The organism is Cloacibacillus evryensis DSM 19522, from assembly GCF_000585335.1.
GTDB classification, from domain to species: Bacteria; Synergistota; Synergistia; order Synergistales; family Synergistaceae; genus Cloacibacillus; species Cloacibacillus evryensis.
In genome coordinates this window covers 493,676-512,492 of the sequence record NZ_KK073872.1, presented here as the reverse complement: position 1 = coordinate 512,492, position 18,817 = coordinate 493,676, and the positions used below count along the sequence as shown (strand labels likewise).

17 protein-coding genes are annotated in these 18,817 nt (G+C 55.8%); 9 read left to right on the top strand and 8 right to left on the bottom strand.

Features of this window, described 5'->3' with window-relative positions; translation table 11 throughout:
• Positions 1-3 precede the first annotated feature (3 nt).
• From CLOEV_RS02140 to CLOEV_RS02125, 4 genes are read right to left on the bottom strand one after another with little or no spacing between them, the layout of a single operon-like run.
• Complete coding sequence (locus tag CLOEV_RS02140) at positions 4-774, bottom strand: SDR family oxidoreductase (protein WP_034441635.1); 771 nt, start codon at positions 772-774, stop codon at positions 4-6.
• A gap of 30 nt (positions 775-804) precedes the next feature.
• Positions 805-1,761 (bottom strand): phosphoglycerate dehydrogenase, encoded by a 957-nt coding sequence (locus CLOEV_RS02135; RefSeq protein WP_034441634.1) that lies wholly within the window; start codon positions 1,759-1,761, stop codon positions 805-807.
• 14 nt (positions 1,762-1,775) lie between these two features.
• Positions 1,776-2,405: a bifunctional 4-hydroxy-2-oxoglutarate aldolase/2-dehydro-3-deoxy-phosphogluconate aldolase gene (gene eda / locus CLOEV_RS02130; protein WP_051484824.1), complete on the bottom strand. Its 630-nt coding sequence runs from the start codon at positions 2,403-2,405 to the stop codon at positions 1,776-1,778.
• On the bottom strand, positions 2,405-3,838 hold the full coding sequence (locus CLOEV_RS02125) for a gluconokinase (RefSeq protein WP_034441629.1): 1,434 nt from the start codon (positions 3,836-3,838) through the stop codon (positions 2,405-2,407). The genes eda and CLOEV_RS02125 overlap by 1 nt, the downstream gene beginning before the upstream one ends.
• A 424-nt stretch (positions 3,839-4,262) precedes the next feature.
• On the opposite strand from CLOEV_RS02125, the gene CLOEV_RS02120 reads away from it, so the two are divergent.
• From CLOEV_RS02120 to CLOEV_RS02100, 5 genes are all read left to right on the top strand, one after another.
• Positions 4,263-5,252, top strand: a complete 990-nt coding sequence (locus CLOEV_RS02120) for a TRAP transporter substrate-binding protein (RefSeq protein ID WP_008709127.1) — start codon at positions 4,263-4,265, stop codon at positions 5,250-5,252.
• A 94-nt stretch (positions 5,253-5,346) separates the two neighbouring features.
• The gene (locus CLOEV_RS02115; protein ID WP_008709125.1) at positions 5,347-5,865 is read left to right on the top strand and encodes a TRAP transporter small permease; all 519 of its coding nucleotides are present in this window, start codon (positions 5,347-5,349) and stop codon (positions 5,863-5,865) included.
• Between the two features lies 1 nt (position 5,866).
• Complete coding sequence (locus CLOEV_RS02110; protein ID WP_008709124.1) at positions 5,867-7,141, top strand: TRAP transporter large permease; 1,275 nt, start codon at positions 5,867-5,869, stop codon at positions 7,139-7,141.
• A gap of 43 nt (positions 7,142-7,184) precedes the next feature.
• Positions 7,185-7,988 carry a 5-deoxy-glucuronate isomerase gene (locus tag CLOEV_RS02105; RefSeq protein WP_008709122.1) on the top strand — a complete coding sequence of 268 codons (804 nt, stop codon included), beginning with the start codon at positions 7,185-7,187 and terminating at the stop codon, positions 7,986-7,988.
• Positions 7,989-7,993: 5 nt separating this feature from the next.
• Complete coding sequence (locus CLOEV_RS02100) at positions 7,994-9,484, top strand: tagaturonate epimerase family protein (RefSeq protein WP_034441627.1); 1,491 nt, start codon at positions 7,994-7,996, stop codon at positions 9,482-9,484.
• 92 nt (positions 9,485-9,576) lie between these two features.
• Here CLOEV_RS02100 and CLOEV_RS02095 read toward each other — a convergent pair whose 3' ends face one another.
• The 4 genes from CLOEV_RS02095 to CLOEV_RS02080 form a co-directional block, all read right to left on the bottom strand.
• Complete coding sequence (locus CLOEV_RS02095; protein WP_008709120.1) at positions 9,577-10,299, bottom strand: FadR/GntR family transcriptional regulator; 723 nt, start codon at positions 10,297-10,299, stop codon at positions 9,577-9,579.
• Between the two features lie 161 nt (positions 10,300-10,460).
• Entirely contained in the window at positions 10,461-12,821 is a 2,361-nt protein-coding gene (hypD, locus tag CLOEV_RS02090) for a trans-4-hydroxy-L-proline dehydratase (protein WP_034441625.1), read from the bottom strand.
• A 96-nt stretch (positions 12,822-12,917) separates the two neighbouring features.
• A complete protein-coding gene (locus CLOEV_RS02085; protein WP_034441624.1) occupies positions 12,918-13,823 on the bottom strand; it encodes a glycyl-radical enzyme activating protein in 906 nt (301 codons plus the stop codon).
• Complete coding sequence (locus CLOEV_RS02080; protein WP_008709117.1) at positions 13,816-14,532, bottom strand: GntR family transcriptional regulator; 717 nt, start codon at positions 14,530-14,532, stop codon at positions 13,816-13,818. Before CLOEV_RS02080 ends, CLOEV_RS02085 begins: the two co-directional genes overlap by 8 nt.
• Before the next feature lie 355 nt (positions 14,533-14,887).
• Here CLOEV_RS02080 and CLOEV_RS02075 point away from each other — a divergent pair, with 355 nt between their 5' ends.
• From CLOEV_RS02075 to CLOEV_RS02060, 4 genes are all read left to right on the top strand, one after another.
• Positions 14,888-16,027: an aminotransferase class I/II-fold pyridoxal phosphate-dependent enzyme gene (locus tag CLOEV_RS02075; protein ID WP_008709116.1), complete on the top strand. Its 1,140-nt coding sequence runs from the start codon at positions 14,888-14,890 to the stop codon at positions 16,025-16,027.
• A 121-nt stretch (positions 16,028-16,148) separates the two neighbouring features.
• Positions 16,149-17,312 carry an aminotransferase-like domain-containing protein gene (locus CLOEV_RS02070; RefSeq protein WP_034441623.1) on the top strand — a complete coding sequence of 388 codons (1,164 nt, stop codon included), beginning with the start codon at positions 16,149-16,151 and terminating at the stop codon, positions 17,310-17,312.
• A gap of 193 nt (positions 17,313-17,505) precedes the next feature.
• Positions 17,506-18,228: a helix-turn-helix transcriptional regulator gene (locus CLOEV_RS02065; RefSeq protein WP_008709112.1), complete on the top strand. Its 723-nt coding sequence runs from the start codon at positions 17,506-17,508 to the stop codon at positions 18,226-18,228.
• Between the two features lie 262 nt (positions 18,229-18,490).
• Positions 18,491-18,811, top strand: coding sequence for a (2Fe-2S)-binding protein (locus CLOEV_RS02060; protein ID WP_008709111.1), 321 nt, complete (start codon positions 18,491-18,493; stop codon positions 18,809-18,811).
• Positions 18,812-18,817: the final 6 nt, after the last annotated feature.

Here is an 18,817-nt window from a genome sequence, read left to right as displayed (position 1 = left end):
TCGCTATTTTACGAGATAGCCGCCATCTACGGGGATGATGGCGCCGTCAAGATAGTCCGACGCCGAAGAGGCGAGGAAGATGATCGGCCCCTTGACGTCTTCGGGCGTACCCCAGCGCTTGTGCGGGATGCGGTCCGTTATCTCTTTGAAACGCGGGTTGTTCGGATCGGTGAGCGCCGTGTTCATCTCAGTGTCCATATAGCCGGGGGCGATCGCGTTCACATTGATATTTTTTTCGGCCCATTCGTTGCAGAGGGCCTTCGTGAGCTGCGCGATCCCGCCCTTCGAGGCGGCGTAGGCCGGAACGGTGTAGCCGCCGAAGAAGGCGAGCATCGAGGCAAAGTTGATTATCTTGCCGCCGCTCCCCTGCCTGATGAAGGTCTGCCCCGCCATCTGCGAGAGCGCGAAGACCGCGTTGAGGTTGACGTTGAGCACGAACTCCCAGTCTTCCTCGGGAAATTCTTCGCATTTATGGCGGCGCTGCACCCCCGCGCCGTTTACCAGGATGTCGAGATGCCCGCCGAGCTTTTCGACTGCTTCAAGGAACTTCTCGCGGCGCTCCTTTTTGTCGCCAAGGTTAGCCGTCACCGCGGAGCATTTAAAGCCCCTCTCGCAGAAGGCCTTCGCCACGTCGGCCACCTTGGGGTTGATATCCATGATGCAGACTTCCGCGCCGGCCTCCATGAGCCCCTCCGCGGCCCCATAGCTTAGCCCCTGCGCCCCGCCCGTCACGATCGCTTTTTTGCCTGTCAGATCGGTAAAATTTTTTGCCATAATTTGCCCCTCCTTTATTCTTTCTTCAAATCAATTTACAGCGTATTTGCATTCTCCCGTCGTCAGCACGTCAAGTACGTTCCGCGCCGACATCAGGCTCATCTTCGCGCTTGCCTCCTTCGTCGCCGCCCCGGCGTGGGGCGTTACGATGCAGTTGGGAAGGGTGAGTATCTCCTCGCCGTAAGGCGGCTCGGAGACGGTGGCGTCGAGCGCGGCGCCCCGTATCACGCCGCCGCGCAGCGCGGCGCAGAGCGCCCTCTCGTCGATGATGCCGCCACGCGCGGTGTTGACGATGATCGCGTCGCGTTTCATCACGGCGAACTCGCGCTCACCGAACATATTCTTCGTCTCCTCCGTTAATGGCGAGTGTATCGTGATGAAATCCGACTCGCGGATCAGCCTCTCGAAGGAGACATATTCGGCCCGGCACTCGTCTTTGAACGCCTCGTTCTGATAGACGTCGTAACACAGGATCTTCATGCCGAATCCGCGGCATCTTCTCGCGACGCCCTGGCCGATGCGGCCGGCCCCTACCACACCGAGGGTCTTTTCAAACATCTCGACCCCCTGCGGGCGCTTCTGCGCCTCCGCCCTCATCGCGGCGTCCATCAGGGGGATATTTCTCGCCGCCGCGAGCATGAGGCCGACTGCGAGGTCGGCGACGGAGTCGCCGTTGGCTCCCGGCGTGACGGTGACCTTGATGCCGAATTTGGAGGCCGCTCCGACGTCAACCCTGTCATACCCGACGCCGTAGCGGGATATGACTTTAAGCTTCCCGCCGCGGGCGAGCAGCCGTTCGTCATAGTCGTCAAGCCCGGCGATCACGGCGTCGGCATCGGGCAGCTCGTTTTTGAGCTGTTCGTATATCGGGCCGCCCGCCTCTTCAAGCTTTATTACGGAACAGCCGTCTTCCTCAAGCAGTTCGCGCGCCTTTGAGTCCGTCTTGCCAAATGACCTTGCGGTCACGATAACCTTATATTTTGCCATTGCCTGTACCTCCTCTACGCCTTGGCGGCGAGCGCGACGGCCTCCCTCGTAAGCCTCGCGACCTCGCCGAAGCTGCGCGCGCCGATGAGCGATTCCTTTACCATCCAGCTTCCGCCGCAGGCGATAACCTTATCAGAAGAGAGATATTCCAGTAGATTTTCGGCGCTGACGCCGCCGGTGGGCATGAATCTGATCCCCGGGAACGGCGCGGCGAGCGCTTTTATCGTCGCGAGCCCGCCGTATTGCTTGGCGGGGAAAAACTTTACAACTTTAAGCCCGAATTCCAACGCGGCCATTATCTCGGTCGGCGTGCAGACTCCTGGGAAGATCGGGATGCCTTTTTCCACGGCGAATTTTGTAACTGCGGGCGAAAACCCCGGCGAAACGATGAACTTCGCGCCGGCCTTCACCGCGCGTTCCGCCTGTTCCACATTCACCACAGTACCGGCTCCCACCAGCATTTGCGGAAAAGCCACGGAAACGGCGCGGATCGATTCCTCGGCCGCCGCCGTCCTGAAAGTTATCTCCGCGATGGGAAGGCCGCCGTCGATCAGCGCCTTTGCCAGCGGCACGGCGTCCTCCGCCGCGTCAAGCTTCACCACAGGCACGATTTTAAGAGCTTCGATCTGCTTATAGATATCCATTATTTATTTCCCCCTTTGCAAAAATTTTCATTATATACGTCCAGATAGCGCCGATATTTCTTAGCGTAAAGCTGCGCGTTCTGAAAATCCGGCTTTATCCTCTCGCAGGCCTCGGGCCTGTAATCCTTCGCGTCGCCGATGACGCCGAGCAACTCCATCGCGAGTACCGCGCCGCCGATAAGCGACCCCTGTTTCTCCTTGTCTATCTCCATCTCTTCCTGGAAGATATCGGCGCACATCTGCGTCCAATTCTGAGAGTGAAGGATGCCGCCGGATAGTTTTATCTTTTTCGGCTTCCCATTGAGCTTCACCAGATGCTGATAACACTGATAAAGGTTGTACAGCACACCCTCCTGCACTCCGCGGTAGAGATCGCGGCGCCCCATCTGCGGCGTTATATCGCTGAAGCCCCCGCGGCGTTCGTCATCCCACCCCGGGCACCTTTCGCCGAAAAGGAACGGTAGGAACACCGGAGTATCGGCTCCCGCGTCCGCCTCGCCGTCAAGCTCGGCATAAGAGCCGCGCGTCTCAAGGAGGCTGTTCCTGAACCAGTCGATGCAGTTGCAGCAGCCGGAAGTCGCCGCGCCGCTGAGCCACGATTTAGGGGACAGATAGCACCACGTGCTCGGAACGTCAGGTATCAGCGCCTGCGGCGTGGTAAGCCGCATCGCGCCGCTCGTGCCTATGGAAAAAGTCATGACGCCCTCCTCCAGCGCTCCGACCCCAACTTGATTGAGGCCGCCGTCGGAGTTGCAGGGAATGACCGGGATGCCGGCTTTGATGCCAAGAAGCGCCGCCCCCTCGTCGGAAAGGGGAAATGTTTTGGAGTATGAGACGAGCTCGGAAAGCTGGTCTTCCCCGACGCCGATCTCGCCCAGTATGGAGCGTTCGAACCTTTTCTCATGAATATTGAGCAGGCCGGTCCCCGAAGCGAGGCATTCCGTGATCACACGGCAGCCAGTAAGGCGGTAGGTATTATAGCTGCCCTGCCCCATAATATAGTAACCGCCCAGATCGTAGCCTCTGTCTCTGAGCATTAAAAGTTTGTAGGCGGGATAAATGGCGTTCACCATGCAGCCCGTCTTATGATAGTAGGAATCCACGAACGCGGCGTCCTTTCTGATGCCGCGGCAGATGTCGGCCGCGCCGGTATGCGACCAAAGATAGACCGGCGTTTTAGGCGTCATGTTTTTATCGCAGAGGAGAATGCTGTGCCACGTGCCGCTCAGCGATACGACGCTTACATCCTGCCATTGGGCAAGCTCTTTGCCAAGCGCGGCCATCTCCATAAAGACCTGCTCCGCCTTGTGTATCGTCACATCGTCATACATCTTGCCATACGTTTTGACAAGGACCTTCGATTCATGCGTGTCAGAATTGTACAGCATTGCCTTTGCGGATGTAGTACTTGCTTCCAGGACCAATATTAGCATTAAGATACACCCTCTATAGCTTTGGTTTTTATATACCGGCTCTCAAAGCCAATATGTGACCGCCTTATGGCCGAATAAATTAATCATATTAATTTATGAATAATCATACCTATTTTTATTTGAATCGTCAATAAGATTATTTATTTTTACGCAATCTCTCTGCCTAAAAATGAAACACATAAAATATATTCCACAAAAAACAGCTTTTCCTTTTTAATTTATATTGACAGTACCACAAAAATAGTGCTATATTTTTATCGTATTCATCAGACTAATTTTACAATAGCCACAGCACATATTAGGGATAAAGCGGATCATAAGAAAATTAATAAGATTATTTCCGCTGAGAATGACAGATTTAAGGTTTGATCCAGACAAGGTGTCTGGAATAAATAAAATCCTAAATAAAAAGGGGACGGCACTAATGAAGAAGTTACTGGCGGTTCTTATGGTTGCATCACTCGTATTTTGCTTTGCCGGCGCGGCATCGGCGGCAGAGCCGATCAAGCTGAAGCTTGGGATCAACGACCCTGATTCAAGCAACTATTACAAGGGCGCGAAGGCGATCGCGGACGAAGTACGCAAGGCGACGAACGGGCGCGTGGAGATAGCGGTCTTCCCGAGCGGACAGCTCGGCAATGAGCGAGAGATGGTCGAAGCAGCGATGATGGGCACTCTTGATATGTGGTCCGCAGCAAGCTCCGTGCTTGCGAACTTCATTCCTCAGATGAAGATACTCGATATCGCTTTCCTTTGGGACAACGACAGGCAGGCCAACGCCTGCGTCGACGGCGAAATGGGCAAGCTGATAGCCGCCGAGTGTGAAAAGAAGCTCAACATCAAGCTCCTCGGCTGGATGGAGTCCGGTTTCCGCGACGTATTCGCAACACGCCCTGTCAAAGAGGTCAAGGATTTTAAGGGACTTAAGATCCGCACAATGCAGAACGAGTACCACATGGCGGCCTTCAATTCATTCGGCGCCATCGCTACACCGATGGCCTATAACGACGTTCTCCCGGCGCTGCAGCAGGGTACGATAGACGCGGCGGAAAACGCGATAAGCAACTGCATCGCCTCCGGTTATTACGAGGTTACGCGCCACGTAACAAGATCGCACCACGCATTCGTATATATCCCCGTCGGCGTTTCAATGGCCGCGTGGAACAAGATCCCGGCGGATCTGCGCGAACCATTCGCTAAGGCTGTGGCCAAGGGCTGCAAGATACAGCGCAAATACCTTATCGAAGCCAACAACGACGCGACAAAGAAGCTCAAAGAACTTGGCGTAAATATCTATGACATCGACCGCGCCCAGCTCCAGAAGCTCTACGCTCCTAAAAAGGCAGAAGCTTTGAAAAAAATGGATCCGAAGTACGTAGCTCTCGTCGAGAAGGCTATAAAAGAGAACAAGTAAACTTTTCCCACAGATTAATAGAGAATGAAGAGGCGCTGCGGACGGCGCCTTTTCATTCAAAACCAGGCAGCTTTGAAAACGGGGGAGCGATAAAATGCCCAGCAAAAAACTAAACAAGATACTCAATTCGCTTCAGACGATAGAAGACGGCATCCTCGTCATCGCGTTTGGCGTGATGGTCGTTTCTTTCTTCCTGCAGGTCGTCAACAGAAATATATTCAAGCTAAGCATGTCGTGGTTCGAGGAACTCGCGACCTTCTGCATGATCTACATGGCCTTCCTAGCGGCGGAGGCAGGGCTTCGCGACGGCACGCAGATATCGGTGACCGCATTGACCGATAAACTGACCGGCAAACCGAAAATATTCGTCCAGCTCGTCGCAAAGGCGATAGTAATCACATTTTCCGCCATTATCTTCTACACCTCCATAGACATGCTGCGTATGCAGCTGATCTCGCAGCAGGCGTCACCGGCGCTTGGCATCCCGATGGTGATCCCATATTTCGCAATAACGCTCAGCTTTGCAATCATAACCGTCATACAGTCGGCGGTTTTCGCAGTAATGCTAAAAGAGTTTTTTAACAAAGGTCCAAACTCTGAGGAGGCCGCTTAAGATGATCACAGGAATACTTCTCTTCGGCTCGTTCGCTCTCTTTTTAGTGCTCGGCGTACCTATCGCCATGGCGCTCGGCGTCGCCACGCTTCTCACATTGAAGGTCATCTACCCGGAGCTCTCGCTAGGCATCGTCACGCAGCGCATGTTCGCGGCGATGGACTCCGTATCGATAATGGCGATCCCCTTCTTCGTCTTAGCGGGCAATCTGATGACGAAGGGCGGCATATCGCGCCGCCTCGTAGATTTTTCCAATCAGATCGTAGGCAACGTGCGGGGAGGAATGGCCGCGGCGCTTGTTATAGCGTGCGCCTTCTTCGCGGCGCTTTCCGGCTCCGCGCCGGCGACAGTGGTCGCGATTGGCGCGATGCTCTATCCTGATATGGTCAAGCTCGGCTACCCTAAAACGCGTACGGCGGGACTTCTTGTAGTATCTGGAGGGCTCGGTCCAATCATCCCGCCCAGCATCATTATGATAGTGTATGGAACGATCACCGGGGCCTCTATCTCGCAGATGTTCAAAGCAGGCATGTATATAGGGCTGATGATCGTAGCCGCGCTGCTAGTGCTCGTTTTCATTTACGCGCGCAAAGAGAATTGGCCTAAGAACATGGAAAAGTTCAGCCTCGCAAAACTCGTAAAGACGTTTTTCGGCGCTATACCGGCGCTGATGCTTCCCATCATAATCCTCGGCGGTATCTATTCCGGCCTCTTTACGGCGACTGAGGCGGCAGCCGTGGCAGTAATTTGGGCCCTCGTGGTGGGGATGTTCATCTACAGAGAGCTTTCGTTCAAAGACCTCTGGCCGATATTCCTCTCATCAGGCAAGAGCGCGACAATGGTGCTCTTCATCATCGCGACCTCAACGGCCTTTGCCTGGCTTTTCACATTTTCCGGGCTCGCCCAGCTCATGATCTCGTCGATAACCGCAATGCACCTGAGCCCCACGCTTTATTGCCTGATCGTTGCGATTATCCTCCTTATTTTCGGAACGTTTCTTGAGGGCGTGGCCACGGCTGTGCTTCTCGTGCCGGTGCTCTGGCCGATAGCCAACAGCCTCGGCGTAAACATCATCCACTTCGGGATGATAGTGAGCATCTCCAACGTCATCGGCACGATGACGCCGCCCGTCGCCGTCAACATATTCTCAGCAGCCAGCGTCACACACCTCAAAATGGGCGATATCGTCAAGGGCGAGATCCCGTTCTTCGTTGGATATACCGGAGTCTTCTTCCTTGTCGTGTTAGTGGCTAAGATCAGCACCTTCATGCTCTAGGCGGACAGATATTAGTTGAAGTCAATAAAAAGGAGGCTTTTTCATGTGGTCGGACAATCAGAAGAGAATGGAAAAATGGCGCGCGCAGTCGCCTGAGACACCGGGCTTCCACGCGGTGATAGTCCCGGGAAAAAATGAATGCCGCGCGGCGCGCGTATACAGGCTGAATCTTCGGAAAGGCGAGAGTTTCCGCCTGGAGTCAGGAGAGCTTGAAATGCATCCGGTGCTTATCAGCGGCTCGGCAAGTCTTGGCTGCTGCGAAGAGCTCGAGCTGAAGACGATGAAAAAGTTCGACTCATTCTACATACCGGCAAATACTGCCGTCAACATCACGGCAGACGAAGATTGCGTTTTTTATATAGGCGCCGCGCCGTACGACGGGATAGGAGCGGCATGCTTCCGCGCCTTCGATCCGGACCTTCCGATAGGCGACATTCACCAGATTCACGGCGAGGGCATGGGGCGCCGGGAGGTAATGTTTACGCTCGACCCCGCCACTCCGGCCTCGCGCCTGATCTGCGGGCTGACGTGGAGCGCCAACGGCGCGTGGACGAGCTGGCCGCCGCATCAGCATGAAAAGGATCTTGAAGAGGTCTACTGCTATTTCGACATGCCCGCGCCGAAGTTCGGTTTCCACGTGAGCTATCTCACAAGCGGCGGGACGATGGACTGCGTCGCGCATCCGGTGCAGTCGGGCACCATGGTCGAAGCGCCGTGCGGCTATCACCCGACCGTATCGAGCCCCGGGACCGTGAACGCCTACCTGTGGATACTCGCCTCGTTCTCGCCGGAACAGCGCCGCTACGACCTGGCGAAGCTCGACCCGCAATACGAGGGGACCAAATAGCGCGGATGAAAAGCTATCTCGATTATATAAAAGGGGGCTGCGCCGGAAGGGCGGAGGATTTCGGGATATATCCCCTGTCAGTCAATAAAATCGGCGATACGGCGGTGATGATGGCCGCCGACGGAGAAAACGACGTCATCGTGACCGTCGGTCCCTCGGTGGGCTTCGTCGGCGAGCGCGGTTCCGCCGCGGGGCGCGAATATACGGCCGCCCCGCTTACGTGGGAAAACGGCTGCGTGCTGAGAAAGCTCTTTCCGTTCACCGCTCCCGTCAGGGTGCTGGGCGCGAAAAGGACCTTCGGCGCGGGCGACAGGCTCGGCATCGCCACGCCCGGACACATCCGCGCGATCCGGCGTTACGACGCGCGCCCCGTATTCGCGCAGCAGTCGATGCGCGAGCTTACGCTCACGGACAGGAGCTATAAGGACATACTTGACTGCGCCTCTTTCGCCGTCTTCCGCGAGGGCTACAGGGACGGCTACGGAGCGGACGGCGATCACTTGAAAACGGCGGACGAGATCCGCGGCGCGCTTTCTCTCGGCTATTCGATGATAACGCTCGACTGCTGCAACCAGATGCACAACGATGCGGAATCCATGACGGAGGCCGAGGTCGACGCGCGTTACGCGCCCAATGCGGAGATCGAAGAAAAATACCTCGGCAGGAACTTTGACATCGGAGAGGGCGTGACACTTACTTTCGACGCGCCGTCGCTCAAGCGCATGAGCCTCGTATACGGAGACGTGATAGACTATGCGGCAAAGATTTATTTCGAGCTCTTCGCTCCCGGAAAATACGACGCAGATTTTGAAATATCGATAGACGAAACGACGACTCCGACGTCGCCGCTGGAGCACTTCTTCGTTGCGAACGAGCTGTGCCGCCGCGGCGTGCGCTTCGCGACGCTGGCCCCGCGCTTCGTCGGCGAGTTCCAAAAGGGCGTCGATTATATCGGAAACCTTGACGAGCTGCAAAAGCAGATGCATGTTCACGCAGTGATAGCGCGGCACTTCGGATATAAGCTGAGCCTCCATTCCGGCTCGGATAAATTCTCCGTGTTCACTATGTACGGCCGCGAGACGCGCGGCAATTTCCACGTCAAGATCTGCGGGACAAACTGGCTAGAGGCGATGAAGGCCGCCGCGATAAAGGATCCGGCGCTTTACCGCGAGATACACAAGTTCGCGCTTGAAGTGTTTGAAGGGGCGAAGAAATATTACCACGTCACGACGGATCTCTCCAAGGTCCCCGACATAGACGGACTTACGGACGACGAACTGCCGGAGCTCTTTACGCAGAACGACGCGCGGCAGCTCATACACATCACATACGGCCCCATCCTTACGGCGAAAAACGCTGACGGCTCGACGTGCTTCCGCGAGAGGCTTTACACTCTGTGGCGCAAAGAGCGGGAATTTTACACGGAAGACATTGAAAAACATGTCGGGCGTCACCTGGAACTGCTTTACGGCGGCATGGACGGCTGGCCGGAATAAGTCTGACTACTTGAGAGACAAACGACGGACGGAACGAGGCTTTTTATATGGCCTCGTTCCGTCCGTTTTCGCTCTCTTAAAGAGTTCGCTCTTCAGCGCGCCGCGGCGTTCTTGCCGGCGACGATCTTCTCGTAGATCATCCTGCGGTTCAGTTCTATATGGATGAACATCGCGTTGCGCGCGCCGACGGCGTCGCTCCTCTGCACGGCGACGGCGATATTTTTATGCCATATCACGGTTTCTCCCGCAAGCTCATTGTTCGTGCGGTCAATATTCTTGCCTATCGCGTGGTGAAGTATCGGCACAAGCTGCATCATAACGACATTTCCGCTCGCCTGGGCGAGCAGGCGGTGAAATTCCATGTCTTCGGAATAATAGGGAGCCCGGCGCTTGATCAGTCCCTCGACCAGCTCGCACTGGCGCATGATCTCTTCTTTCTGCTTATTGGTGGCATTGAGCGCGGCAAGCCCCGCGATCTCAGGCTCCAACACCTGGCGCACCTCGTTGAATGCAAGCGCGATCTCGTCGTCGCTGCGCTCGATAAAGGTGAGTCCCAGCGGGTCTGTGGGGATTCCGTTGAGAGAAGAGACAAAGGTCCCCGCGCCGCGCTGCGTCACGAGGATATTCCGTGAAACGAGGCTCTTCACCGCTTCGCGCAGCGTGCTGCGCCCCACGTTGAGCATCTTCGCGAGGTCGAATTCATTGGGCAGGCGGTCGCCAGGTTTCAGGCCGTTGCCCTTGATGATCCCTATCAGCCCTTCGACCGTCTTTTCAGCCAAAGGCTTGTTATTTTTATCGTCAGCGTAAATATTCAAGCAGCGCGCACTCTCCCCGGGGCCGGACAAGTTTTTGTCTGATTAATTATACCCCATTTGCCGCCCCTCATAAACATCGGTCCCGTGAATTACAACATTCACGGGACCGACGGCTTCTTGTTCAGTAGTTTTTTTCTTCAGCGGATCGCAAACGCCGGAGCTTAGAAGCCCTCCTGCGCGTTCCTCGCTATGATCTCTTCCTGCTGATAGTTATCGAGGTCCACGAAGTAGTCGCTGTAGCCGGCGACGCGGACCAGGAGGCCGCGATAGTTGTCGGGGTTTGCCTGCGCGTCGCGGAGGGTCTCCTCGTCGACGACGTTGAACTGGATGTGGTGGCCGCCGAGCTTGAAGTAGGAGCGGATGAGGTTCTTGACGCCCTCGATCCCCTCTTCGCCCGCGAGCACGGAGGGCAGGAAGCGCTGATTGAGCAGCGTACCGCCCGACTTGACCTGATCCATCTTCGCGAGGGACTTCGCGACCGCCGTCGGGCCGTTTCTGTCGGCGCCGTGGCTCGGCGAAGTGCCGTCTGACTCTGGCATGCCGCTGAAGCGCCCGTTCGGGGTCGCCGCGAGCTTCTGTCCGAAGTAGTTATGGCAGGTCGTCGAAAGCATGTTGAGGTGGTAGGTGGGGCCCAGGATGCTGCGCTTGCCGTCGATGTTGTTAAAGAGGCTGTTGTAGACTCTCTTCATCAGGTCGTCGGCATAGTCGTCGTCGTTGCCGAAGAAGGGCGTTTTGTTCCAGAGCGTGAGGCGCATCTCCTCATGGCCCTCCCAATTGGCCTTCATCGCCTCGACCACCTGCTGCAGCGTATAGGCGCCCTCGTCGTAGACGTGCTTCTTGATCGCGGAGAGGCTGTCGGTGATGGTGCCGATGCCGCAGCACTGGATGTAGTCGCTGTTGTAGCGCGGGCCGCCGTTGTAGTAATCCTTGCCCTTCTGGATGCAGTCGCGGATGACGCACGAGAGGTAGGTGGCCGCCATGTTGGTCGCGTATTGGTAGCGGAGGTAGTTGTCGACGCCGATCTTGGTCTCTATCGCATGGGCCATCTGTTTCTCAAAGGCCGCGTAGAGGTCGTCAAACGTCTTGAACTCCGATAGTTCGCCGGTCTTGATGCTGACCTGTTTGCCGGTGAGGAGGTCTACGCCGTTCGAAAGGGCGTATTCGAGAAGCTTCGGCACGTTGAGGTAGCCGTGGAGCAGATAGGCCTCCTTGCCCGCGCAGCCCGTCTCGATACAGCCGCTGGTGCCGCCTTCGCGGGCATCCTCAAGGGTCTTGCCGACGCGCATCTGTTCCTGGATGACCATGTCGGCGTTGAACATCGAGGGGTAGCCCATGCCGTTGCGGAATACGCGCGCCGCGGCGCGGAGCACGTTGTCCGGCGTGCGTTCGCTGACCTGGATGTTGCCCTGCGGCTGAAGGAGGCGCAGTTCGTCGAATATTTCCAGGCAGATGTAGGTGACTTCGCTGGAGCCGTCGGTGCCGTCTCTTTTAAGTCCCGCGAGGTTGATGTTCGTAAAGTCGTTGTAGGTGCCGCTCTCTTTCGCCGTGACGCCGACCTTCGGCGGCGCGGGGGTGTTGTTGACCTTGATCCAGAGGCAGGAGAGGAGCTCCTTCGCTTCGTCGCGGGTGAGCGTGCCGCCTGCGATGCCCTTCGCGTAGAAGGGGGCGAGGTGCTGGTCAAGGTGTCCGGGGCTCATGGCGTCCCAGCCGTTGAGCTCGGTGATCGTTCCAAGGTGCACGAACCAGTACATCTGCACCGCTTCCCAGAAGTTGCTCGGCGCGTGCGCGGGGACGCGGCGGCAGACTTCGGCTATTTTAAGCAGTTCGGCTTTGCGTCTTTCGTCCTTCTCTTCGGCGGCCATCTTTTCGGCAAGCTCCGCGTGGCGCTCGGCGAAGATGATCACCGCGTCGCAGGATATGGACATGCCCTGAAGCTGTTCGTCCTTCGCCGTGGCGTCGGGGTCGTTGATGAAGTCGAGCTTCGCGCGGGCCTCTTCAATATCCTTTTTGAGGTCGAGAGCGCCCTTCTGATAGATGAGCCCGTCGAGCGCGGTGTGTCCGAGAGCGCGCTGCTCGCCGAATTCCGTGAAGGTGCCGGCTTCATAAAGGAGCGTCCAGTCTTCGGGCATACGCTCGAAGAGGCGGTCTCTCATGCAGCGTCCGCGCCAATATGGCTCGACCACCTTTTCGTAGGTTTCCATATCCTCGGGCGCGACGGTGTAGTTCTGCTGGGCGCGCGTCGTGAGGATCTCGAAGTCGTGCCTTGAGTGGCAGGTGAGTTCGGGGAAGGTCGAGACGGCCTTCGGCTTGGGGCCGCGCTCGCCGACGATCAGTTCTTCGGGGCCTATGTATATCGTCTTGTTCTCGCAGATGTGCTTGAAATTCGCCGCGCGGAGCACGGGCATGGGAAGCTTGCCCTCGTTCTCGCGATAGAACTCGGTCTCAAGCAACGCCCTTTCGATGTCGATCGAAGGGTGTGTGTCAAAGCTTTCGTCACGCAGACGCCGGATTCTTTCGTTCATAATTATTGCCTCCCGTTCTTGATGTGAAATAAGTTTATTTATTTAAAAAACAGTGAAATCTTTGCCGGCGTTTTATCGTCATCCCGCCGCCGGCCGTCAACCGCCGATATGTACCTTGAGGCCGTAGCTTTCAAGGATGGCCGCCGCGTGGCGCGTCTGATTCTCCGTCGGGGGGAGCAGGTCGCCGAGCTTGTATTCCATGTGCCAGCGGTCGTGCTTGCCCTTCGCCACCGTGTGGTACGGCAGGATGTTCACGCCCGTGATCCCTTTGAGGGGGCGGACGAACCTGCCGAGCGCGTGCATGTTCTCGTCGCCGCTGTTCAGCCCCGGCATGAAGGGGACGCGGATGTTGATCTTCGCGCCGGCGTCCGATATCGCCCTCAGGTTTTCAAGGATGACGACATTGTCCACGCCGGTGTATTCCTTATGCCTCTCGGGGTCCATGTGCTTTACGTCGTAGAGGTAGAGATCCGCGCGTTTCACAGAGTCGACGATGACGCTCCTGCTCACGAAGCCGCAGGTGTCGAGCGCCCGGTGATAACCGGCCCTCCCGCAGGCGTCCAGCGCCTCGAGGAGAAATTCCGGCTGCATGAAGGGCTCGCCGCCGGAGAAGGTGACGCCGCCGCCGTCGCGGAAGAATATCTCGTCCTTGTGGAGCTGCGTCATCAGCTCTTCGACGGTGTAACGCCGGCCGCAAAGTTCGCGCGCCTCGGGAGGGCAGACGTCGCAGCATTTGCCGCAGCCGTCGCAGAGGCCGTCGTCCGTAACGAGCGTGCCGCCGCGTGCGGAGATCGCTCCGTGAGGACAGCTCCTGACGCAGGAGCCGCAGCCGATGCACTTTTCGCCGCGGAAGAGCACCGTCGGCATCACCGATTGGCTCTCGGGATTATGGCACCACCAGCAGGCGAGCGGGCATCCTTTGAGATGCACCGTGGTGCGCGTGCCGGGGCCGTCGTGTATCGAATATTTTTTTATGTCGAAGATGATTCCCGTCTTACTCAACTGCGCCGATTCCCTCCTCAGATAGGTCAAGGTCTAGGTGCTTGGCAAAATAATATTTACGGATAAAGCGTTCCTGTACGGAAAATGACCAATGCACGTCCCTGATATAGTCCGCGGCGCTGTTGAAGTCATGGTTCCGCAGCATCTCGATCATTGTTTTATGTTCTTCAAGAGAGTGAAGCTCCCACTCTTTGACAAAGGTCTTGTTTCTCGGAAAATCATAGAGGCGCTCCTTGTGTATCTTTATTGAATGGAGCATCTCGGCGTTATCCGACATTTCAAGGTACACGTTGTGGAACTTCAGGTTTGCGTCGTAAAAGACGGAAAAATTGTTCTGGTCCAGCGCCTTGCTCATCTGCTGGTTGTATCGTTCCATCAGTTCGGCGTCGCTTTCGCGAAACCGGACGGCGACGAGGACAAGCACCGCGGACTCCAGAGCGCCCAGCATCTCATAGATGTTGCGTATCTTTTCAAGGGTCAGCGCGTTGACGACGACTCCGCGCCTCGGGAAAATGGTGATGAATCCCTCGGATTCAAGCTGAAAGAGCGCGTCGCGCAGCGGCGTCCTGCTCATGCCCAGCTCTCTGCTTATGTCGTTGAGATTCAGGAATGAACCCGCACGAATCCTTCCCTCATTCATTTGAATGCGGAGATAATCGTAAACCTGTTCTCTGAGCGACTTTAGTGTGAATTGCGATTCGCACGTCATTAGGATATTCTCCTCCCCTAAGGCTAATTGTATCACAGATATATCAGATTACAATATACTTTTAAATATATTTTAAACCTTCTTCTTGTAATATTTAGGCAACCTCGCTATAGCAAGGATTTTATTTATGCCTTCTCGAATTTTCCGTGATATTTTTCAAACAATTTCTCTCCAATTTTTCAGGCAGCTATGGAACTACATTATTATATTATAAATCAAGATAAGATTTGCTGAATAATAATTGACAGGAGGGATTACAGCTTTTGAAAAAAAGGTTATACTGTATGAATAACGATGCGTATAGCACGATTATTAAACGTCACAGAAAACTTTATAGATGAAAGGGGAAACTTTAATGAGAATTAAAGCGTTCAAGCTCGAAAGACTATTTGCCAGGTATGCGGAACAGGCTAAATATATGCTGAGCCAATCCTCCTGCGAAAGCTGCTCGATGAAAGAGATCCTGGATATGGCCGACCCGGAATGCAAGAAGCTCTGGGAAAACCTGAGCCTGGGTTACACAAGGCCGGCGGGCTTCGCTCCCCTGCGCGAGGCGATATCCCAGCGTTACACCTCGATCCGTCCCTCCGACATCCTCGAGCTCACCCCGGAAGAGGGCATCTTTATCTTCATGAACAATATGCTGGAGCCGGGCGACGAAGTGATCGTCATGCACCCGACGCTCCCGTCGCTCTACGAGCTGCCGCGCACGCTCGGATGCAAGGTGATAAAGTGGCCGCTTGAAGTCACCAGCTGGGGCTGGCGCCTCGACGTGAACTTCCTTGCGGAAAACATCTCGCCGAAGACGAAGCTGCTCATAATGAACGTCCCCAACAACCCGACGGGATATATCCCCGTGCGCACGGAGATGGACAGGATACTCAACCTCGCCGACCGCATGGGCACCTGGGTATTCAACGAAGAGACCTACCGCGGCATGGAACACGACCCCGCGGCGGCGCTCCCCTCACTCGCCGACATCTATCCGCGCGCGACGGTCATCGGCGGCCTCAACAAGTACGGGCTCCCCGGCACGCGCATGGGCTGGCTCGTCTCCAAGAACCGCCAGATCATCGAGGAATGCGCCGGATATAAAGATTATACGACATACTGCAACAACGCCCCCGGCGAAATACTCGCGACGATCGCGATGAGAAACGCCCTCGACCTCCTGCAGCGCAACCACAAGATAGTCCTCGAGAACCTCGGCATCGCCGAGGCCTTCTTCAAGAAACACCGCGACCTCTTCCAGTGGATCCAGCCCAACGGAGGCTCGACGGCCTTCCCGCGCCTGCTGCCGCCCTATGACGTGACGGAGATGTGCGAACGCGCCATGACCGAGAAAAAGCTGCTCATCATCGGAGAACGCGCCTTCGGCCTTGACACGAACCACTTCCGCGTCGGGCTCGGCCGCCTCGATTTCAGCAAGGCGCTCGCCGTATTCGCTGAGATCGCCGACGAGATACAGGTGAATCGGGCGGAGACCGCCAACTAAAAATCTTTTAAGACTTTAATATCTGGCTATATCCCGCCTGGCACGGACGTTATCCGTCCGCGTCAGGCGGTTTACGCAAAAATCAATCAGGAAATGATCTTTACCAAGGAGTGATCGCACCATGCGCTATTCAGACAGAATTTTATCCACGCCTTCCTCGTTCATACGGGACATCCTGAAAGTGACGCAGGACCCGTCGGTAACCTCTTTCGCGGGCGGCCTGCCGAACCCGATATCCTTCCCGCAAGAGGCGTTGAAGGAATCCGCCTGCCGCATCATCGACAACGAGGGCGGGAAAGTTTTTCAATATTCGACGACGGAGGGACACCTGCCGCTGCGCCGGTTTGTGGCGGACAAGTACAACAGGAATTTCGGTCTGAATATCACGCCGGAGGATATACTCATCACGACCGGTTCGCAGCAGGCGCTCGACCTTATCGCAAAGGTGCTGCTCAACAAGGGCGACCGCGTCATCATCGAAGAGCCCGGATACCTTGGGGCGATTCAGGCCTTCTGCATGTTCGAACCGGAATTTATGCCGGTAACGCTTGAGGACGACGGCCTGAACCTCGAAAAACTCGAAGAGGCCCTCAAACAGGAGCGCGTGAAGTTCGCCTACGTGGTCCCCAACTTCCAGAACCCCACTGGGCTCACCTACACGAAGGAACGCCGCGAGGCCGTATGCGCGCTCTTCGACAAATACGACACCGTGCTTGTCGAGGACGACCCCTATGGAGAGCTGCGCTTCAAGGGAGAGAAGCTGCCCTACATCGGAGCGGGCAAACTCGCTCACAGCGTGCTGCTCGGAACATTCTCGAAGACGGTCACACCGGGTATGCGCCTCGGTTTCGTCATTACGCAGGACCGGGAACTCATGCACCATCTCGTGACGGCGAAACAGTCGAGCGACCTCCATACAAATATATTCTCGCAGTACATGATCGCCGACTATCTCGCTCACAACGAATACCAGCAGCATGTCGACAAGATCACGGCCCTCTACAGGACGCAGGCCGAGGCGATGCTCTCCGCGATGAGGGAATACTTCCCCGCCCACGTGAAATACACGGAACCGGAGGGCGGCATGTTCATCTGGGTGACCCTCCCCGAGGGACAGTCCGCGCTCGACCTCTTCCGCAAGGCGATGGAAAAGAAGGTCGCTTTCGTCCCCGGAGATCCCTTTTACGCCGGCAAGACAAACGTCAACACCTTCAGGCTCAACTACACGAACTCGACGCCCGAGATCATCCGCGAGGGGATCCGGCGTTTGGCGGAGGTCCTTTGATGAGCCGCTGATGATATGCGGCAGGTTTTATATGACAGAGTGAGTTGATCCGTGGTCCTTTAGCGGGATGCGGTCGATATCCGATAACGGGAACCGGAAGGGCGGATCGCTCTTCCGGCCCTTTTTTTGCCAACATATCAATTTTTTGTTTATTTGCCGCGCAAATTAGTGTACAATATTCTGCACTAAGGGGATGATCATTGTGACGGCTTCGCAAAAAATGAACCCTAGATTAAAGATCCTCATTCCGGTCGTGCGCGGCCTGGCAAAGATCCTCGGCAAAGACTACGAGGTCAACCTCCACGACGTCTCGATGCCGGAACACTCTCTCGTCCTCTGCGAAAACGGCTATGTGACGGGACGCCGCGAAGGGGGCCCCATGACCGACTTCGGCCTCTTTATGCTCCAGTCGGAGGAGTATCAGAGCAAAGACGGCATCTACAACTATCTCGCGAAGAACAACCGCGGCGAACTTATCAAATGCAGCTGCATCTTCATCAGGGACGAAAACGAAAAGATCATCGCCTTCCTCTGCATCAACTACGACCTCAAGAAGGCCGTCGCCGCGCAGGAGCTCATCGAAAGCCTCGTGAAGGTGGATATGGGGAAGATCGAGCAGTACCCTGAAAGCTTCGATCCGCCCTCCGAGCCGCACGGAAAATTTCCCGAGCCGGTGCGCGAGTCCTTCGCCCAGGATCTGGAAGAGGTGATGGACGATTCGCTGGCACAGGCAAAGAGGCGGATCGGCAAACCGCTGCAATACCTCACCAAGCCTGAAAAAAAGCAGGTCATCAAAGAGCTTCACGACAAAGGCTTCTTCCTTCTCAAGGGCGCTGTTGACACATTGGCAGCCGAGATGGGCAATACGAAATTCACCATTTACGCATATATAAGAGATATACAAAAAAAACAATGAATCATAGCCTTTACGGCAAAATGGCTTAGTATTTTTTCGATAATACTACCATTGCTTACAAAGTTATGTTTCTGCGTGTAAATATTTATTTTATCTTGACAAAACTTCAATATTGAATAACAATATTCTATGTTAGCATCAAAAAATTGATGCAAAACAATTTTTTGATGCTATAATCTACTCACCGATTTTATCTTTATGTTCTGCGCATTTAATTCGCCGCGCCGTATGGCCGGCGTAAGACCAAGGAGGGAGAGAGGGCATGGAACTGATACAAAAACACCCGATACTGGACTACAAACACGGTCGGGAAGTGACATTCACCTTCGACGGACGGGAGCTCAAGGGGTACGAGGGAGAGCCGATAGCGATGGCGCTGCACGCCAACGGGGTTCTCATCTACCGTGTCACGCCGGAGATGAAAAGGACGCGCGGCTTCTTCTGCGCGATCGGCAAATGCAGCTCATGCTTCATGGTGGTAGACGGAGTCCCCAACGTCCGTACCTGCGTCACTCCGCTTTCGGCGGGGATGAAAGTCGAGACGCAGAGGGACAAGGGCCGCGTCCCCATGGAAGCCGAATAGGAGGCT

Excerpts from the sequence above, each read along its gene's own strand:
- CLOEV_RS02140 (WP_034441635.1), bottom strand. The coding sequence starts at position 774 with ATGGCAAAAAATTTTACCGATCTGACAGGCAAAAAAGCGATCGTGACG.
- CLOEV_RS02135 (WP_034441634.1), bottom strand. The coding sequence starts at position 1,761 with ATGGCAAAATATAAGGTTATCGTGACCGCAAGGTCATTTGGCAAGACG.
- eda (WP_051484824.1), bottom strand. The coding sequence starts at position 2,405 with ATGGATATCTATAAGCAGATCGAAGCTCTTAAAATCGTGCCTGTGGTG.
- CLOEV_RS02125 (WP_034441629.1), bottom strand. The coding sequence starts at position 3,838 with ATGCTAATATTGGTCCTGGAAGCAAGTACTACATCCGCAAAGGCAATG.
- CLOEV_RS02120 (WP_008709127.1), top strand. The coding sequence starts at position 4,263 with ATGAAGAAGTTACTGGCGGTTCTTATGGTTGCATCACTCGTATTTTGC.
- CLOEV_RS02115 (WP_008709125.1), top strand. The coding sequence starts at position 5,347 with ATGCCCAGCAAAAAACTAAACAAGATACTCAATTCGCTTCAGACGATA.
- CLOEV_RS02110 (WP_008709124.1), top strand. The coding sequence starts at position 5,867 with ATGATCACAGGAATACTTCTCTTCGGCTCGTTCGCTCTCTTTTTAGTG.
- CLOEV_RS02105 (WP_008709122.1), top strand. The coding sequence starts at position 7,185 with ATGTGGTCGGACAATCAGAAGAGAATGGAAAAATGGCGCGCGCAGTCG.
- CLOEV_RS02100 (WP_034441627.1), top strand. The coding sequence starts at position 7,994 with ATGAAAAGCTATCTCGATTATATAAAAGGGGGCTGCGCCGGAAGGGCG.
- hypD (WP_034441625.1), bottom strand. The coding sequence starts at position 12,821 with ATGAACGAAAGAATCCGGCGTCTGCGTGACGAAAGCTTTGACACACAC.
- CLOEV_RS02080 (WP_008709117.1), bottom strand. The coding sequence starts at position 14,532 with ATGACGTGCGAATCGCAATTCACACTAAAGTCGCTCAGAGAACAGGTT.
- CLOEV_RS02075 (WP_008709116.1), top strand. The coding sequence starts at position 14,888 with ATGAGAATTAAAGCGTTCAAGCTCGAAAGACTATTTGCCAGGTATGCG.
- CLOEV_RS02070 (WP_034441623.1), top strand. The coding sequence starts at position 16,149 with ATGCGCTATTCAGACAGAATTTTATCCACGCCTTCCTCGTTCATACGG.
- CLOEV_RS02065 (WP_008709112.1), top strand. The coding sequence starts at position 17,506 with ATGATCATTGTGACGGCTTCGCAAAAAATGAACCCTAGATTAAAGATC.
- CLOEV_RS02060 (WP_008709111.1), top strand. The coding sequence starts at position 18,491 with ATGGAACTGATACAAAAACACCCGATACTGGACTACAAACACGGTCGG.